18 protein-coding genes are annotated in these 18,747 nt (G+C 41.2%); 12 read left to right on the top strand and 6 right to left on the bottom strand.

Translation table 11 applies throughout. The features are described from left to right. Positions 1–218 precede the first annotated feature (218 nt). Positions 219–644, top strand: coding sequence for a secondary thiamine-phosphate synthase enzyme YjbQ (locus tag R8N23_RS02375; protein WP_318169962.1), 426 nt, complete (start codon positions 219–221; stop codon positions 642–644). Here R8N23_RS02375 and R8N23_RS02370 read toward each other — a convergent pair. The 3 genes from R8N23_RS02370 to R8N23_RS02360 form a co-directional block, all read right to left on the bottom strand. After that, positions 641–2,107 carry a T9SS type A sorting domain-containing protein gene (locus tag R8N23_RS02370; protein ID WP_318169961.1) on the bottom strand — a complete coding sequence of 489 codons (1,467 nt, stop codon included), beginning with the start codon at positions 2,105–2,107 and terminating at the stop codon, positions 641–643. The two genes, R8N23_RS02375 and R8N23_RS02370, sit on opposite strands and share 4 nt — an antisense overlap. A gap of 239 nt (positions 2,108–2,346) precedes the next feature. Continuing rightward, complete coding sequence (gene polA / locus R8N23_RS02365; protein ID WP_318169960.1) at positions 2,347–5,157, bottom strand: DNA polymerase I; 2,811 nt, start codon at positions 5,155–5,157, stop codon at positions 2,347–2,349. A gap of 176 nt (positions 5,158–5,333) precedes the next feature. Continuing rightward, the gene (locus R8N23_RS02360) at positions 5,334–5,789 is read right to left on the bottom strand and encodes a hypothetical protein (RefSeq protein WP_318169959.1); all 456 of its coding nucleotides are present in this window, start codon (positions 5,787–5,789) and stop codon (positions 5,334–5,336) included. Between the two features lie 107 nt (positions 5,790–5,896). On the opposite strand from R8N23_RS02360, the gene R8N23_RS02355 reads away from it, so the two are divergent. From R8N23_RS02355 to R8N23_RS02315, 9 genes are all read left to right on the top strand, one after another. Beyond that, positions 5,897–6,805 (top strand): M20/M25/M40 family metallo-hydrolase, encoded by a 909-nt coding sequence (locus R8N23_RS02355; RefSeq protein WP_412071663.1) that lies wholly within the window; start codon positions 5,897–5,899, stop codon positions 6,803–6,805. Continuing rightward, positions 6,802–7,332, top strand: coding sequence for a hypoxanthine phosphoribosyltransferase (hpt, locus tag R8N23_RS02350; protein ID WP_318169958.1), 531 nt, complete (start codon positions 6,802–6,804; stop codon positions 7,330–7,332). The genes R8N23_RS02355 and hpt overlap by 4 nt, the downstream gene beginning before the upstream one ends. Positions 7,333–7,405: 73 nt before the next feature. After that, a complete protein-coding gene (locus tag R8N23_RS02345; protein ID WP_318169957.1) occupies positions 7,406–7,978 on the top strand; it encodes an adenylate kinase in 573 nt (190 codons plus the stop codon). 85 nt (positions 7,979–8,063) lie between these two features. Continuing rightward, on the top strand, positions 8,064–9,056 hold the full coding sequence (gene obgE / locus R8N23_RS02340; RefSeq protein WP_318169956.1) for a GTPase ObgE: 993 nt from the start codon (positions 8,064–8,066) through the stop codon (positions 9,054–9,056). 105 nt (positions 9,057–9,161) lie between these two features. Further along, positions 9,162–9,740, top strand: coding sequence for a nucleotide exchange factor GrpE (locus R8N23_RS02335; protein WP_318169955.1), 579 nt, complete (start codon positions 9,162–9,164; stop codon positions 9,738–9,740). Between the two features lie 2 nt (positions 9,741–9,742). Further along, positions 9,743–10,870: a molecular chaperone DnaJ gene (dnaJ, locus tag R8N23_RS02330; protein ID WP_318169954.1), complete on the top strand. Its 1,128-nt coding sequence runs from the start codon at positions 9,743–9,745 to the stop codon at positions 10,868–10,870. 220 nt (positions 10,871–11,090) lie between these two features. Beyond that, positions 11,091–11,936, top strand: coding sequence for a hypothetical protein (locus R8N23_RS02325; protein WP_318169953.1), 846 nt, complete (start codon positions 11,091–11,093; stop codon positions 11,934–11,936). A 64-nt stretch (positions 11,937–12,000) separates the two neighbouring features. Beyond that, positions 12,001–12,915, top strand: coding sequence for an ATP-binding cassette domain-containing protein (locus R8N23_RS02320; RefSeq protein ID WP_318169952.1), 915 nt, complete (start codon positions 12,001–12,003; stop codon positions 12,913–12,915). Further along, positions 12,908–14,215 carry an ABC transporter permease gene (locus tag R8N23_RS02315; protein WP_318169951.1) on the top strand — a complete coding sequence of 436 codons (1,308 nt, stop codon included), beginning with the start codon at positions 12,908–12,910 and terminating at the stop codon, positions 14,213–14,215. Before R8N23_RS02320 ends, R8N23_RS02315 begins: the two co-directional genes overlap by 8 nt. A gap of 43 nt (positions 14,216–14,258) precedes the next feature. Here the strand turns inward: R8N23_RS02315 and R8N23_RS02310 are convergent, their stop codons facing one another. Further along, positions 14,259–14,753, bottom strand: a complete 495-nt coding sequence (locus tag R8N23_RS02310; RefSeq protein ID WP_318169950.1) for an NUMOD4 domain-containing protein — start codon at positions 14,751–14,753, stop codon at positions 14,259–14,261. Between the two features lie 168 nt (positions 14,754–14,921). On the opposite strand from R8N23_RS02310, the gene R8N23_RS02305 reads away from it, so the two are divergent. Next, positions 14,922–16,592: a formate--tetrahydrofolate ligase gene (locus R8N23_RS02305; protein ID WP_318169949.1), complete on the top strand. Its 1,671-nt coding sequence runs from the start codon at positions 14,922–14,924 to the stop codon at positions 16,590–16,592. A gap of 9 nt (positions 16,593–16,601) precedes the next feature. Continuing rightward, a complete protein-coding gene (locus tag R8N23_RS02300; protein WP_318169948.1) occupies positions 16,602–16,907 on the top strand; it encodes a DUF4286 family protein in 306 nt (101 codons plus the stop codon). On the opposite strand, the gene R8N23_RS02295 is transcribed toward R8N23_RS02300, so the two are convergent. After that, complete coding sequence (locus R8N23_RS02295) at positions 16,904–17,350, bottom strand: GNAT family N-acetyltransferase (protein ID WP_318169947.1); 447 nt, start codon at positions 17,348–17,350, stop codon at positions 16,904–16,906. The two genes, R8N23_RS02300 and R8N23_RS02295, sit on opposite strands and share 4 nt — an antisense overlap. An 18-nt stretch (positions 17,351–17,368) precedes the next feature. Continuing rightward, complete coding sequence (serS, locus tag R8N23_RS02290; RefSeq protein ID WP_318169946.1) at positions 17,369–18,643, bottom strand: serine--tRNA ligase; 1,275 nt, start codon at positions 18,641–18,643, stop codon at positions 17,369–17,371. Positions 18,644–18,747: the final 104 nt, after the last annotated feature.

Raw genomic sequence — 18,747 nt, 5'->3', positions numbered from 1 at the left:
GTTGTCTAGATTCAAATTGACTTTGACAAATTCAACCTGAGCATTTAAACAACAAAAGTGAAGCGCTTGATTCACCTTTGATCTAATGCGCTGATTGAAATAAAACGTGCTTTTTGAAGCTACAATTTACACAGAAATTACGACTTACATCTATACCAATATTCAATTAATATGAAGCTTTCGTTTTGATTAATCAGAAGAATGGTAGAATTTAGAATATGCCAAGTTTTCAAAAAGAAATAGCTCTCAACCCTCGTTCACGAGGTTTCCATCTAGTCACCAGTGAGATTTTGGATGCTATTCCCGAAATCGGGAAAATATCTATCGGCATCATGCAAGTGTTCATCAAGCATACTTCTGCTAGCCTTACTATCAACGAAAACGCAGACCCAACAGTCCGTCAAGATTTTGAAAGTCATTTCAATGAATTTGTACCGGAGAATGCACCCTACTATCGACATACTTATGAAGGGCCAGATGATATGCCGGCACATATCAAATCTTCATTGCTAGGCAGCTCAGTTTCTATTCCAATCAGCAATGGAAAACTAAACCTTGGCACTTGGCAAGGCATATACCTCTGTGAACATCGAGATTATAGTGGGTCTAGAAAAGTAGTGATTACTCTATTAGGAAGTGACTAGATCACTCTGAATTTCTTTGTATATAGCTTATTGCTTGTCGATATTTTAATCACATACACACCTGGTTTTATCCCCAACTCTGAAGAATTTACCTTGATATTCCTCTCACCTATCTCAAAAGGCAATTCCATACTCAAACCACCTGACAAGTCATAAATTTTCGCTGTCACACTTGTTTGATCATGTCCCGGAAATGAAACATAAAAGTCATCTCCTGCTATAAATGGAACAGGGTATATGCTTATTTGCTCTTGACCACCTAAATTGAAATTCACTTCCTTGATAGGAAAAAACTCATTAGTACCATCATAATCCACTTGTTCGAGTTGATAATAGTAAATCCCTTTTTGGGTTGGGTAATCTTTTAATTCGTATTTCTTTTTCTCGTTTGTAGTGCCGTGACCTGCTTTCCAATCAATAATTTCAAAATCTACTCCATTCGTTGAGCGGTGGATATTAAAATGATCATTGTTTAACTCTGACGCAGTTGACCAACTCAAAGCCACATGATCCAGCATCGCTTGAGCATCAAACGAAATCAAACTCACAGGCATTGCAGAACATGCTGCTCCACAACAGCCTCCTCCACCTCCGCTGCAATGTGCATCTGCTCCGCCAGTCACATCGGGGTCATTCCCTTCAAAATCGCCTCCTACCACTACGCCTCCGCCATCTACAACTAACTCTGATCCACCACCAGAATTATCAAAATCACCTCCTACTTCTAGCGTTCCACCATCTTCGACTGTAGTATGCCCTGTTCCAGAGTTATCATAATCCCCATCAACCTTAAAAGTTCCTCCATTAGTGACAGTGACACTGCCAGTTCCAGAATTATCAAAGTTTCCAGTAACATATACATCTGAAGCGTTAATGTTTATTTGCGCACCACTTCCTGCATCTACATCTCCCCTAACATCCATAGAAGCACCATTAGAAAAATTCAGAATAGAACTACCATTAAGACTTACTACAAACGTTCCTGTAGTACCCGCATAGCCAATCCCAACATCAAATGATGTTCCATTGAGTTCGTGAGGCCCACTTCCAAAACTTAAATCCCCATCCACATTGTAATTTGAATTGGTGTGAGATGTTGAATTCCCTCCAATGGACAAATCGCCACCAATGTTCGCTGTGATATCTATGGAGAAAAAATCTCCGGAAGTTGTAAAATCTCCTGCAACGTTATATGTGCCTCCATTTAAAGTACTAGAAGCCCATTGTTCGCGCATGGACCCTGCCTCTATTATCGCACCAGAAGCGTTAATGGTATGACCTGTGTACGTAATTCTACCAGTGACTTCATAAGTTACCCCTGGGTTAATATTCAAAGTACCACTTACTGTCAAATCACCAACTGTAGTACAATCTGCTGAAATAGTACCACTAGTTGGGCATTGCGCTGACACACGCATACTTATAACAAGTATGCTGGCGCATAATATAATTTTTCTCTTCATTATTCTTTATTCTGCTTCTTTCTTCTGTCTTGACAGGCAAGACTTACGAAGTAAGGCTGCAAAAGAGATTTAAAAGAATGAGAAAAAAAGAAGTTTTCGACGAAATATATCTATTGCCCGATAAATTATATTTATCAGTCCAAAAAAGACCTATATTTAAATATGGTCTTTGTATAGTACAATTTAATTCTGTCAAAAAACAGAATAATGCATGTAATGCAACATGTACGGATCAGGTATTAATGCGCCTCCAACCAATTATCTCCAATACCCATGCCCACTTCCATGGGTACATCAATCGGCAGTGCATTTTTCATCAGCTCTTCCACTTTCTTTTGAAGAGTAGCTAGCTCGTCTTTATGAGCATCAAAAACCAATTCATCATGTACCTGCATAATCATTTTGGATTGCAGTTTTTCTTTTTTCATCCAGTCGTGGATGTTGATCATCGCCACTTTGATTATATCGGCGGCACTACCCTGAATCGGTGCATTCACCGCATTTCGCTCTGCAAATCCACGAACCGTCGCATTTCTGGAATTGATATCGCGTAAGTATCGACGACGACCTAAAATGGTCTCCACATATTCATGCTCTTTGGCAAAATTGACCTGATCATCCATATACCTTTTGATATTAGGGAATTGCGTAAAATAAGCGTCGATAATCTCCGCTGCTTCCGTGCGCGAGATTCCGATATTTTGAGACAATCCAAAAGCCGAAATTCCATAAATTAAACCAAAGTTGACCTCCTTGGCCTTTCGGCGAATGTCTGGAGTCATGTCGGCCATCGGCACGTCAAAAACTTTGGAAGCCGTGGTAGAGTGAATGTCTTGGCCATCCTTGAATGCCTGAATCATGCTCTCATCTTTAGCAAATGCTGCAATGATTCTCAACTCGATCTGAGAATAATCCGCTGCGAATATGGTGTAATCCTTACTTCTTGGCACAAATGCCTTTCGAATCTCCCGACCTTTGGCTGTTCGAATAGGGATATTTTGAAGATTCGGGTTGTTTGAGCTCAAACGACCCGTGGCCGCCACGGCTTGCCTATAGTCCGTGTGAATCAGTCCATCCTTTTTACTAATCAAAAGAGGCAGGGCATCCACATAAGTGGACTTCAATTTTTGATATTCTCTAAACTCAAGAATACGCTCGGCGATTTCGTGCTCACCGGCTAGTTTAGACAAGATTTCTTCGCCCGTAGCGTATTGTCCTGTCTTGGTTTTTTTGGGCTTGTCTACCAGCTTCATTTGATCAAACAAAATCTCACCCATCTGCTTAGGTGAATTGATGTTGAACTCCTGCCCGGCCAATTCATAAATTTTGTCCTGAGCGGTCACGCTCAATTCGTTCAGGTCCTTAGACATTTCTCCAAGTACATCAGTGTCTATTTTCACCCCAGCATACTCTACATCAGCCAGTACCACACTCAATGGTTCTTCCACTTCATGAAGCAGTTTCTCAAGTCCTCGCTCTTTGATTTCCTTCTCTAATTTCAATTTCAACTGCAAAGTGATATCCGCATCTTCACATGCATAGTCCACAACGTCGGCCACTAGTATATCACGCATGTTCTTTTGTGACTTGCCTTTTCCGATTAGCTCTTCAATAGGGATTGCAGTGTAATTCAGATAATTTTCAGCCAGCACGTCCATCTTGTGCCTGGACTCTGGATCGATAAGATAATGTGCAAGCATGGTGTCAAACATTTTGCCTTTCACCTCTACCCCGTAGTTTTTCATCACCTGAATGTCGTACTTCAGGTTTTGACCGATTTTCAAAATTTCATCATTTTCCAGTACCGACCTAAACTCTTCCACGATGCTTTGCGCTACTTTTTGATCCGCTGGTATCGGCACATAATAAGCCTCGCCTGCGATGTAAGAGAATGCTATCCCTACCAGCTCAGCTTCTTCAGGGTTTACGCTGGTAGTCTCTGTGTCAAAACAATATTCGTCCTGTAGAGACAAGTATTTCACCAGAGATTTTCTCAATGCTGGTGTATCAATGCAATGGTAGTCGTGCTTATGATTCTTAGCATTTTTCTTCTCTTGCACGGCCACTTGGGTAGTGACATCGGAGGGCGAATCACCAAAAAGCCCCAATTGAGATGGTTCAGCTGCTTTCTTTTTTGCCGGGGCTTTTGTGGGGGTGGATGGCGCATCATCTATGTCGAAAATTCGCTTGAGCATTGTACGAAATTCGAGTTCTTCGAAGATCTCTTTCACCTTGGCTTCATTGGGTTCGCAATGCTCTAAATCCTCTGCATTGAAATCGATCGGTACATCAATCTTGATAGTAGCTAGTTCTTTTGACAAGATCCCTTGCTGTCCAAATTCTTCCACCTTTTCTTTCATCTTACCTTTCAGGTCGGCGGTGTTTTCGAGTAACCCTTCTACAGTTCCGTAGGCTTGAAGAAACTTAATCGCAGTTTTCTTACCCACCCCGGGTATACCCGGAATGTTATCAGCCGCATCGCCTTCCAGCCCTAAAATATCTCTTACCTGATCTACTTTCTCAATTTCGAATTTGGCCAATACTTCTGGGATACCGAGCACGTCTACACCATTACCCATGTAGGCTGGTTTGTATAGATAAATGTGCTCTTCTACAAGCTGTGCATAATCTTTATCCGGCGTCATCATGAATACTTCGAAGCCATCTCGTGCAGCGGCTTTCGCCAAGGTTCCAATCACATCATCCGCTTCAAAACCGTCCATTTGAAGTATAGGAATATTGAACGCCTTCAAAATGTCTTTGATAATCGGGGTAGCGGTTCTGATGTCTTCGGGTGTTTCTTCCCGATGGGCTTTGTATTCAGGAAACTGTTCGTGACGAAAAGTTGGCGCGCTTGTGTCAAATGCTACGCCAATGTGGGTTGGTTTTTCTTTTTTTAGTATCTCCAACAATGAATTCATAAATCCAAAAACGGCACTCGTATTCATGCCTTTGGAGTTGATTCTTGGGTTTTTGCTAAAAGCAAAATGTGCACGATAAATCAGGGCAAATGCATCCAGCAGGAACAGTTTCTTTTCAGGTTTACTCATGTGAGTAAAGGTAAGAAAATGATCTGAACTGTTGAGATACGACTCGATGGATTAATACAGATCATTGGAAAATTTCGCTATCCATGGAGGTACGACTTGAAGTTTTAAGCTCTTCTGTTTATCCGGCTAGTATGTGGAATGTAAACCGAAATATTTAGAATCCAGTCGTGCCTCCACTAAAGATCCAAAAACGGAATCATGTGCCCAGCGAATTTTACCGCCCATGTCATCGGGTATCCCCAAAAGATACTACTCACCCACATATATTTAATAATATCCTTTTTTCGTCCACCGAAAGCATTTACCAAGATGGCACCACCAAGGGGAGAAAGTAATACCGGAGTGAGAAAAGACATGCCGGCTACGCCATACTTCAACCAAAGCTGAACGTACTTTCTGTTTTTCTTAGTGAAAATCTTTTTGTCTTTTGATCGAAAAATACTTTGCGTAAAATGCCGAATGTATGTGCCAAAGTAGGTGAAAAGATACACCGTAGTCATCATTCCCAAGATAGTCAATGTACCCGTGAGGAAAACGCTGTACCCAAAAGAAGCCCCAAACACCGGCCCAAAAACAAACTTGATTCCGCTTGTGCTATAGATCAATAGATACTTCAGAAATTCTTCGAGCATAGTGATTTGTGAGTTCAGCGGTAAAATTAGTCTCGCCTATTTGATTTAGACTAAAAACATTGATTTTTGTGCTTCGATTTTCAAAAGAATACATGCAAGCTGCAGATATCAAATTACTAAAGACACTTTGTGAGATTTTTGCCCCTTCGGGCAATGAGTCCGCCATGACGGAATTTCTTATTGGCTATGTCAATCAAAATAAGGACCATTGGAAAACTCAACCCGAACTCATCTATGGTGAAGAGTTTCAGGATTGTTTGGTTCTTAAGTTTGGTAAACCACGTACTGCCATTTTCGCTCACATAGATTCCATTGGTTTTACAGTACGCTATGAAAATCAACTAATACCAATAGGCGGACCTGAGACCGAGGATGGTTACACCCTAGTAGGGCATGATGTCATGGGGCCAATCGAATGCAAACTGAAAGTAGAAGACCGAGATTTGTTCTACGATTTTGGCCGTGGGATCGAATCTGGCACTGATCTGGTATTCAAATCTGACTTCCGTGAAACTGACGAATATGTGCAATCCTGTTATATGGATAATCGTTTGGGTGTATTCAACGCGCTAAAAGTAGCGGAAACACTCGAAGATGGTCTTATCATATTTTCTTGTTGGGAAGAGCACGGTGGAGGTACGGTTCCATTTCTATGCAAATGGATGTATGAAAATTACCAAATCAGGCAAGCACTAGTTTCTGATATCACTTGGGTCACGGAAGGAGTAACTCATGGAAATGGAGTAGCGATTTCATTGCGAGACATGAGTATTCCGAGAAGAGAGTATGTAGATAAAATTATTGCATTAGCCGAAACTTCTGGGGTCAATTACCAAATTGAAGTCGAACGAAGTGGAGGCAGCGATGGACGCGAAATTCAGCAATCGCCTTACCCGATTGATTGGTGCTTTGTAGGTGCTCCAGAAGATCATGTACATTCGCCAGGTGAAATTGTCCACAAAAGTGACATTGAAGCCATGATCAATCTATATAAATATTTAATGAAACACTTATGATCCAAGTAGGAGACAAAAAATTCGAAGAGTACCTTACGGCTGATCAAATTCAGGATTGTGTCAAACAGCTCGCACATCAAATTGATATCGATTATCAAGGAAAGGGCCTGCTGATTCTTGGCATATTGAATGGTGCATTTCTATTCATGGCTGATCTGGTGAAGTATATGACTTCAGATCCAGAAATTAGTTTTTTGAAATTCGCTTCCTACGAAGGCACTTCGTCCACAGGAAAAGTCAATGAATTAATCGGCCTCAATGAAGACCTTACCGGCAAACACATCTTGATAGTAGAAGACATTGTGGATAGCGGGAATACCTTAGCTCATATTTTGGAAATACTCAGTGATAAAAAGGCAGCTTCAATCCATACCGCTACTCTCTTTTTTAAGCCTGAAGCCTACCAACAATCCATCGAACTTCAATATGTTGGGAAGGAAATCCCAAATCTATTCGTGGTAGGCTATGGTATGGACTACTTGGGCAAGGGTAGAAATCTTACCGGATTGTATCAATTGAAGCCTTAAATTCACCCCAATTAATTTATTATATTTGCCCCTTTTTTGTAGAATACTAATAATACACACTAATAAATAAATCATGCTAAACATCGTATTATTCGGCCCTCCCGGTGCTGGCAAAGGCACACAGAGTGAAAAAATAATAGAGCAATACAAATTGGTTCACCTTTCTACAGGTGATTTATTTAGAAAGCACTTAGGAGAAGGCACTGAACTAGGCAAGCTAGCTCAGAAATACATGGATGAAGGAAATCTGGTTCCTGATGAAGTAGTCATCGGAATGGTAAAAGACAAAATTGCCACCACCATCGATCCTCAAGGGTTCATTTTCGATGGATTCCCAAGAACAGTTGCTCAAGCAGTTGCACTTGAAGATATGCTCAATGATTTTGATACTTCTATCAGTGGTATGATTGCACTTGATGTGCCAGATGAAGAGCTAAAAACTAGATTACTCGAAAGAGGTAAAACTTCTGGAAGAGCGGACGATCAGGACGAGGCTAAAATCGATAACCGTATTCAGGTATACAAAAACGAAACGTTGCCAGTCGCTGAATTTTATGAGAAACAGGGCAAATACAACAAAATTCATGGTGTAGGAGCTATCGAAGAAATCTACTTGGCCATTCGCCGAGTGATGGATGGGCTCTAATTAGGCATTCAAATAAAATTTTAAATGGCAAAATTCTTAAGCAAGGGCTTAGGGTTTTGCCATTTGTTTTTTCAACTTTAAGTAAATGGCATCTTCAAACTTCATTGATCACGTAAGGTTTTGTTCCCGATCGGGAAATGGCGGACCTGGTTCTGTACATTTCCGAAGAGAAAAACATGTTCCGAAAGGCGGGCCTGATGGAGGCAATGGTGGCCGTGGCGGCCATATCATTCTTCGTGGCAACAGGCAGCTGTGGACCTTGCTTCATCTGAGGTATAAAAAACATGCGATTGCCGAAGATGGCAAACCAGGGGAAGGAGGCAATAGAAGTGGTTCCGAAGGCAAAGACATCATCCTAGAAGTGCCATTGGGTACTATCGCTAAAGATGCCGAAACTGGAGAGCGAAGAGTAGAAATATTAGAAGATGGTCAGGAGATCATTCTTACTCAAGGGGGACGTGGCGGCCTTGGCAACGACAATTTCAAAAACGCCACTAATCAAACGCCACATTATGCTCAACCAGGTGAATTAGGCATAGAAGAATGGATCGTTCTTGAACTGAAAGTCTTGGCCGATGTCGGTTTAGTTGGGTTTCCTAATGCTGGAAAGTCCACATTGCTTTCAGTGTTGTCCGAGGCCAAACCAGAAATCGCCAATTATCCTTTCACCACGCTCGTGCCGAACCTTGGTGTAGTGGCCTATAGAGATCACAAGTCATTTGTGATGGCCGATATTCCTGGTATCATCGAAGGAGCTGCAGAAGGCAAAGGACTAGGCATTAGATTCTTACGGCATATCGAAAGAAATTCGATCTTGTTGTTTATGGTACCCGCCGATTCCGATGACATCAAGAAAGAATATGAAATTCTTCTCAAAGAATTGACCAAATACAACCCTGAGCTTTTAGATAAACAGCGCATGCTCGCAATTACCAAATCGGATATGCTGGATGATGAACTGATGGAAGAAATGAAAAAGGAAGTACCGACCGAATTGCCTTCTATTTTTATATCGAGTGTGGCGCAGAAAAACCTGAACCCATTGAAGGATATGATTTGGGATGCCATCAACGCCTAACATGACAATATTTTATTGAATTAATAAATTTTAGGACAATCTGTCACAGATTTTCCATTGGCAAAGTAATTGCCAAACCAATAGCGCATTTAATTGTGAATACTAATGGCAAAAAATAATAAAAAAGCTGACAAGAAGTCGGAAGAGACTGTCGTGGAAGAACCACAGGTGAAGAACGAAGAAACTGTGGAAGAGCAAGAGGAGCAGAATGAAGAACCGCAGGTAGAATTAAGTGCTGAAGAAAAACTTCAAGCAGAAGTGGCGGAGTCGAAAGACAAGTACCTAAGACTATATTCTGAATTCGAAAACTTCAGAAGAAGAACTTCTAAAGAGAAATTAGAGCTTATCAATTCTGCTAATGAGAATTTAATTAAGGACTTGCTTCCTGTATTAGATGATTTCGAAAGAGCGGATCAATCGATGACCGAAGAGGCAGACATTAAATCTGTGAAAGAAGGTGTGGATTTGATATACAATAAATTTAAGGGCATCCTTGAGCAAAAAGGAGTGAAAAAAATCGAAGCCGACAAAGGTTCCGAGTTTGATGTGGAATACCATGAGGCTATCACACAGATTCCAGCACCTGAGGAAGAGTTGAAAGGGAAAGTAGTAGATGTAATTGAGAAAGGCTATCAACTCAACGACAAGGTGATCAGATTTGCGAAAGTAGTAACCGGAGCATAGTTATGGCAAAAAGAGATTATTACGAAGTACTGGGTGTATCCAAATCTGCTTCTGCAGATGAGATCAAAAAAGCATATAGAAAGCTTGCTATCAAGTACCACCCAGACAAAAATCCAGACGACAAACAAGCAGAAGAAAACTTCAAAGAGGCTGCAGAGGCTTATGAAGTTTTGAGTGATGCCCAGAAAAAGCAGCGCTACGACCAATTCGGTCATGCCGGAATGGGCGGAGCTGCCGGCGGTGGCTTTGGTGGTGGAGGTATGTCTATGGACGATATCTTCTCTCAATTTGGCGATATCTTCGGTGGCGGAGGCGGCAGCCCTTTCGATAGCTTCTTTGGTGGAGGCGGCGGCGGTAGAGGCCGAGCTCGCAAAGGCACCAACCTTCGCATCAAGCTCAAGCTTACGCTAGAAGACATAGCACACGGCGTAGAAAAGAAAATTAAGGTCAATCGTTTAGTAGTAGCTGATGGCGTGACATTCAAGACTTGTCAGTCATGTAATGGAAGCGGCCAAGTGAAAAAAGTGGTTAATACCATGCTGGGTCAGATGGTTTCTGCTTCTACTTGTCCTACTTGTAATGGTGCAGGTCAAAGCATTGACAAAAAGCCAAATGGTGTTGACAATTCTGGCTTGACGTACAAAGACGAAGTCATACCGGTGAAAATACCAGCTGGTGTAGTAGATGGCATGCAGCTTTCTATGTCTGGTAAAGGAAACGAAGCCCCAGGTGGTGGAATGCCTGGAGATCTTTTGATCGTAATCGAGGAGCAAGAAGGAGATGAACTAAAGCGTGAAGGCAATAACATTGTTTACGACTTGTATCTCAACTTTGTAGATGCGGTATTAGGCACTTCTGTGGAAGTACCAACTATTGACGGCAAAGTGAAAATCAAAATTGATCAAGGCACCCAAAGCGGCAAAATCTTGAGATTGCGTGGCAAGGGTATCAAAGACATCAATGGCTACGGCAAAGGAGATCAGTTGATTCATGTGAATATCTGGACGCCTAAGACCCTGTCGAAAGACGAAAAGGAAAAGCTGGAGAGTATGAGAGATTCCGACAACTTCACGCCAAATCCTGGCAAAGGAGAAAAAGGTTTCTTCGAAAAGATCAAGGAATTCTTTTAGGAATTGCTCAAAGACTACAAAGACCTCTTATTGTCACTATCGATAAGAGGTCTTTTTTTGGTACATAACGGTCTAAATTTTTGATTTAGACAGATTCAGTCTATTTTCGACGCTTGAATCTCGACAATCGTCGAACGAATCGAACCAGAATGAGAGAAATTCCGTACGTAGGGACATGCTAAGGGTTTATATTGTTGTAATAGCAACATTGGTTTGTGGGATGAAGGGGCATTGCCAACTGAAAAAGTTCTATACTGTAAAGGACGAAGCCTCTTTTGATACGGTCGCTTTTTCGCTGAAAGCTACCTCAGGCACCTGCTTTATCAACCCTTCCGACAACAACGACCCAGTCACTATCTATGGCAATCCTTCCTTTTCTGAAGTCAACCCTACCTTTCATACGAATATCTCCAACAATCGAAACGAAGTCAACCTCTTTCTTGAAGACTACAATCAGAAAGGGCTAAGTCAGGCCATTTCCTACAGTATGTTTGGCAATGAAAAATCTGAAAAAAACTTCTGGAAAGTGTTTTTAGCGGATCAAAAAATTTACGATCTGGATTTGAAATATGGAGTCGGCGATGCCTTTGTGAATTTATCGAACTTATCGGTTTCTAAATTTAAAATAGAGTCTGGAAGTGCCAATGTGAAAATCATGTACGACGACAACTCTATGAACAAATGTGCCATGGATACTTTTTATGTCAATGTAGATGTAGGCAATATCATGACTAAAAATGTGAACAAGTCGAATGCAAACGTCGTCATCGCTGATGTTGGCTTTGGAACGGCTGTACTCGACTTTAGCAAGGGAGTAGAAAAAGCTTGTAAAATCAATGTGAGTGTTGGAGCTGGCAAGCTAAAGATCATAGTTCCTGAAGAAGACTATCCAGCCATCATTCATTTCAAAAGCTCACCGCTTTGCAATATTTCTCTCAGCCAAGCCTTCGAAGAAGTTTCAGAAAATGTCTACGTCAATCGCAGCTATACGGCAAGTGCAAAAAATTTGATGGAATTCAACGTTGACGTAGCACTCGGCAATATCATCTTTGAATACGTGAAGTAATTTTACTCTGCTGTAATATTTCTTTAGATTTAGCTACTCATGTAGCAAATCAAAAACAATCAACTTGAATTTAGTAAAAATCAATGGTGTCTCTAAATCCTATGGAGATCATCAAGCCTTGGACAATATTGACTTTGGCATCCCAGAAAACAGTGTTTTTGGATTATTAGGACCCAATGGGGCTGGTAAAACCACATTGATCAGAATCATTACTCAAATCATTATGCCCGACAACGGCCAGGTACTTTTTAAAGATGTACCTATGCTAGCCGAAGACGTACGAAAGATTGGATACCTACCAGAAGAAAGAGGTCTTTACAAAAAAATGAAAGTCTCGGACCAACTCATTTTCTTGGCGAGATTGAAAGGCATGACCCGACCAGATGCAGTTGCGTCTATCAAACACTGGATGGAAAAACTGGACATCATGGCCTGGCACAACAAGAATGTAGAAGACCTTTCTAAAGGAATGCAGCAAAAGATTCAATTCATTGCTACTGTCGTACACAATCCTTCTCTTATCATTCTAGATGAGCCTTTTTCAGGGTTTGACCCTGTAAACGCCAATTTGATCAAAGACGAAATTCTAGAATTGAAAGAGAAAGGAGCTACCATCATCTTCTCAACGCATAGGATGGAATCCGTAGAAGAATTGTGTGACCAAATCACGTTGATTCATCACTCCAAAATTCTCATACATGGAGCTAAAAAAGATATCAAAAACCAGTATCGAGACAATACTTTCATAGCCGAATATCAAGGAGATATCCCGATGTCTGATAATGGATTCGAAATGCTGAAATCAACCCAACTAGAAGATGGCATCGTCAGGTCAGAAGTGAAAATTGCAGACAACCATTCGGTGAATGACTTGACAAACTTCATTACTTCAAAAACGAAGATTGTTTCTATAAACGAAAAAATCCCATCTATCAATGACATTTTTATTTCCACTGTAAAGCCTACCAACCATGAATAAGATTGGACTCATCGTCGCACGCGAGTACATCGCTAGAGTAAAGAAAAAGTCATTTATTATCATGACCATCCTAGGGCCAATTCTATTCGCAGGAATGATGGCTATCGTATTTTGGTCAGCGACAAGGGAAGGTGACCAAAAGCTCATTCAAGTCATTGATGAAAGTGGATTCTTCGAAAATAAAATTGAAAACACAGAAACCATCACCTATCAATTTATACAAGCAGATATTGAAGAATCCAAGGAGTCGCTCCTAAGGAGCGAAGCCATCTTCGGAATTCTCCATATACCGAAAATTGATCTTGATAATCCAGAAGGTATAAAATTCTACTCCACGCAAAGTCCAGGAATAGCCATAGAAGGGGGAATCGAAAAAAGAGTACGTGGAATAATTGAAGATGAAAAATTGGCTAATTCAGGCTTGGACCAAGAGCTTATCGACAACCTGAGATCTTATGTAGATATTCAAACTATCAATCTGTCTGATACCGGTGGAGAAAGCGAAAGCAATTCTGGGATTGCCTTTGGTGTGGGATATGTTTCCTCATTTCTACTCTATATGTTCATCTTTATCTATGGCATGCAAATCATGCGTGGGGTCACTCAAGAAAAAACAAGTCGAATCATAGAAGTAATGATCGCGTCGGTACGCCCCTTTCAGCTAATGATGGGCAAAATATTAGGAATAGCAGCTGTTGGTCTTACTCAGTTTGTGTTATGGGCGGTCATGACTACGGCTCTCACCTCAGTTACTTCTACATTAATATTGGATCAGCCTACTATCACCGAACAAATGGCCAACGAGACCGGCGTAGATGCCGAACAAATCGAAGCTCAAAACCAAGCATTTGATCTCTCAGGTGTTTTAGATAAGATTGACGTGCCAAAGATACTGGTTAGCTTTTTGATCTACTTTCTAGGAGGTTATTTGCTGTATGGCGCATTGCTTGCGGCGATTGGGTCAGCAGTGGACAGCGAAGCCGACTCTCAGCAATTTATGTTGCCAGTCACGCTACCGCTCATTTTCTCAATGATGATGATTTCGATCGTCATTCAAGAACCCCATGGTACAATGGCGTTTTGGTTGTCCATGATCCCTTTCACCTCTCCGGTAATCATGATGATGCGATTGCCATTTGACGTGCCGCTGTGGGAGTTGGCACTATCAGTTTCCTTGCTCATCGCAGGCTTCTGCGGTACGACATGGATGGCCGGTAGGATTTATCGAATCGGGATATTTATGCATGGCACCAAGGTCAATTATAAGACATTGGCCAAGTGGTTTGTAATGAAGATATAACAAAAAAGGGCAGCTGAATAGCTGCCCTTTTTACTTATCCATACTAGGCCAATTTTCTTGGACGACCTTTGAAGATCGTGCCTGCTTTAAACCCATTTTTATACTTCTCTTTGCGAGTACGCCATACTTTGAAGTTATTTTTATTTCCCACTTCAAATTGAAAAGCCATGTGCTCTGATGGCGAAACCCATTCCAGGTTCGAGCTATCATTGTTTTTTGGATCATTATCCAAATGAACAATCATAGTATACTCTTCTGGTAAAATATTAATACAAAAAGCAGAAGCTACTTCTCGGTGAGGGTAGACTGTCTTTCTTTTCTTTTCATCATTGAGCAAATCCATGAAATAACATTTGCACGTTTTATTCCATCGCTGCTTCATTACTTTCTCCTTCAAAAAAATGTCCTTGTTAGAGCCGGCATGAAATGTCTTGCGTGCCTTTCGGCGAACCCTTCCCAAATTGGATATTTCATAATTTGAAAAACCATCAATAGTTTTCCATACTTCTGCCATTCGTTCGATCTTGTGCGCTTCCATAATACGGTGGGTTTAAGATTTACTTGAATAAATGTAGAAACGGCAATTGCCAATTGTAAAAAAGTTCGATGAACCTCTGGAAAAAATTGATAACTTGGTTTCTAAACAAGACTAAGGGTTTTTAGAATTGATGAAAACCCTGGATTGACATTAACAACAGTACTACCCATGAACTCTGATTTAGAAATTTCTAAAAAGGCTACCCTATTGCCTATTAGTGAAGTTGGCAACAAGCTGAACATCCTTCCCGAAGACCTCATACCCTATGGGAAAACCAAGGCAAAAATTCCACTGACATACATTGACAAGGAAAAGTATAGCAATAACAATCTGATTTTGGTATCCGCCATTTCTCCAACACCAGCTGGAGAAGGCAAAACCACTATGTCTATCGGACTGACAGAAGCACTGAATAAAATCGGAAAGAAAACGACCGTTGTACTAAGAGAACCCTCCTTAGGGCCGGTGTTTGGGATCAAAGGAGGGGCCACAGGTGGAGGTTATTCACAAGTGTTGCCTATGGAGGATATCAACCTTCATTTTACAGGTGACTTTTCCGCCATAGAAAAATCCAACAATTTGCTAGCCGCACTCATTGATAACAATATCCAAAACAAAAAGAACTCATTAGGCATAGACCCAAGGACAGTGACCTGGAAACGGGTCATGGATATGAATGATCGGTCATTGAGGAACCTCATCGTGGGGCTGGGTGGTACTACTTCAGGGGTACCTCGTGAAACAGGGTTTGATATCACCGCAGCTTCAGAAATAATGGCAATCCTCTGCTTGGCTGAAAATTTCTCTGACCTTAAGAAGAGACTCGGCAATATCTTCATAGGATTCACCTACGACAAACAGCCTATCTATGCGCGGGATTTGAAAGCGCATGGTGCAATGGCGGCATTGCTCAAAGATGCCATCATGCCCAACCTCGTTCAAACGATGGAAGGAAATCCAGCCATCATTCACGGTGGACCATTTGCTAATATTGCACAGGGCACGAATTCCATTATTGCTACTAAAACAGGTCTATCCCTCTCCGAATACGTGGTGACTGAAGCAGGATTTGGTTTCGATCTCGGAGCTGAAAAATTCTTTGACATTAAATGTGTGTCTGGTGGACTGTCGCCGAAGGCAGTCGTATTGGTCGCTACTGTCCGTGCGCTTAAATATCATGGTGGAGTTTTAGTGGATGACTTACAAAAAGAAAATGTGAAAGCTCTGGATAAAGGACTAGCCAATCTGGAAAAGCATATCGAAAACATAGGCTTATTTAATATCCTACCTGTGGTGGCTATCAACAAATTCACCTCAGATACTGATGCTGAAATAGAGCACATCCGTGCTCGATGTGAATCACTCGGAGTCAAAGTAGAGATAGCAGATGTATGGTCCAAGGGAGGAGATGGTGCTATCGAATTAGCCAAAGACGTTGCCGCAACTGTTGAAGCTAACAATGTCAAATTCACACCCATGTATGATTGGTCGCTACCCGTAGAAGAAAAGATTGACATTATAGCCAAGAAAATCTACGGTGCTAAGGCCATCGACTATACGGCCAAAGCCAAAGCAAATCTTAGAAAAATCGAACGACTAGGCTTATCTAACTTACCTGTCTGCATTGCCAAGACTCAGAAATCTTTGTCAGATAATCCTGCCCTTTTGGGAAGGCCAAAGGATTTTGTGGTGACTGTCAGGGAAATTGAAATTGCCGCTGGTGCTGGGTTCTTAGTTCCTATTACCGGAGACATTATGCGTATGCCTGGACTACCAGCCTTCCCGGCTTCAGAGAAAATTGATATCACAGATGACGGCACTATTGAGGGGTTGTTTTAATTTTACACCATGATATTATACAACGTAACAGTAAGCCTGGACGAAAACATTGAAACGGATTGGCTGACTTGGATGAAAGAAGATCACATTCCAAAAGTGATGGATACAGGTATGTTTGTGGATCGTAAAATCTTCAGGCTACTTTCTCATGAACAGGAAGGCGCTATCACCTATGCCATCCAATATTTCGCTGATAGTATCAATCATATTCATGAGTATCAGGAAAAGCATGCAGAGGCCTTGCAAACTGAACATACAGAAAAGTTCAAGGACAAGTTTGTTGCCTTCCGAACCATGCTGGAGCATGTTGATTAATCAAAATCAATGTGGCAATTGAGCCACTCTTCGTCGAAGGAGGTGTTGTATTTCTTATAGAAGTTGATGGCAGATTCATTCCAATCCAGGACTTGCCACATCATGCCGCTGGCATCTTCGGCTTTACCAAATTCAAGCATTTTATCGAAGAGCATTTTTCCAGCCCCCATACCTCTGACGGCTTCTGTCACTATCAAATCTTCGAGATAGAGTCGTTTACCCTTCCAGGTAGAATAGCGCCAGTAGTAAACAGCTGCGCCTACTATTTCATCTTGATGTTCAACCACAAAAAACCCAAAAACAGCAGAAGGGCCAAAGCCCTCCTTCTTCATTCTTTCTATGGTATTGGATACCTGATCTTCTGCATTTTCATAGATTGCTAACTCGCGAATGAGCTCGAGTAATCTAGGTAGATCTGCTTCCGTTCCTTTTCTTAAATTCATCCCTATTGATCGTATTCCTTACGAAATAGTTTCAAAGCCGGCGTACTGATGCAAAGCCGTCGGTATTTTGATACCCTCTGGTGTCTGACCATTTTCGAGTATTGCAGCTATGATTCTTGGGAGAGCCAAGGCACTTCCATTTAAGGTATGAAGCAAATGTTTGTTATTTTCAGCGTCACGATATCTCAATTTTAAACGATTCGCCTGATACGCTTTGAAATTACTTACAGAGCTTACTTCCAACCATCTTTTTTGAGCAGCAGAATACACTTCAAAATCATAAGTGATATTTGATGTAAAGCCTAAGTCTCCAGCACACAGTTTCAATATTCTATAAGGCAACTCTAATTTCTTCAATAGTCCCTCCACATGATCTCTCATTTCGATCAAAGTATCAAAAGACTTATCCGGATGTTGCACCTGCACAATTTCTACTTTATCAAACTGGTGCAATCTATTAAGGCCTCTTACATGTGCGCCCCAAGAACCTGCTTCTCTTCTGAAACAAGGTGTGAAACCAACATTTTTGATTGGTAAATCCTTTTCGTCAATAATTACATCCCTATACAAATTGGTGATCGGTACTTCAGCTGTAGGAATCAGATACAAATCAGAATCTGTGATTTGATACATCTGCCCTTCTTTGTCAGGTAGTTGACCCGTACCACGACCTGAGGCTTCATTTACAACCACAGGAGGCTGTACTTCATCATATCCAGCCTTACTTGCTTCATCCAAAAAGAGATTCACCAATGCACGCTGAAGTCTAGCTCCCTTTCCTTTATACACTGGAAAGCCAGCACCTGTGATTTTCACTCCAAGATCAAAATCAATGATGTCGTAGTTTTTAATAAGTTCCCAATGCGGTAACGCATCCTCACCAACTTCAGGCAAATGGTCAACAGTAAATAGTACCTCATTGTCATCCTCTGAATTACCAGCTGGTACTTCTTCGTTCGGAATATTTGGAATTTGGTATAGTTTATCATCAAGCAACTGCTTAGTTTCTTCCAAAACCTGTCCTAGTTCCTTGGTTTTTGCTTTAAGCTCAGATGTTTTTGCTTTTGCTTCATTGGCCTCATCCTGCTTGCCTTCTTTCATCAGCAGACCAATCGACTTCGAGATTTTGTTAGACTCAGCTAAAAGCTCATCAAGCTGAGCCTGTGTACTTTTTCTTTTTTCATCCAACGCAAGTACTTCATCTAGCAAGGCTTCAGCATCAGAAATGCCTCTTTTTACTAATCCTGCAGTGAATTCCGTCTTGTTTTCTCTAATGTCTGAAACAATTAACATAAGGTTCTAAATTTTTTGAAAGGCAAATTTATATGAACATCCGACACGTACGCTATAGAAGCATAAAGAATCAATTAATAAAAAAGTACTTTTCGTGCATTTAG

Origin of the sequence: Reichenbachiella sp. (assembly GCF_033344935.1) — a bacterium.
GTDB lineage: Bacteria > Bacteroidota > Bacteroidia > Cytophagales > Cyclobacteriaceae > Reichenbachiella.
The sequence above is the reverse complement of the archived record's forward strand: the minus strand, read 5'-3'. Positions and strand labels throughout refer to the sequence as shown.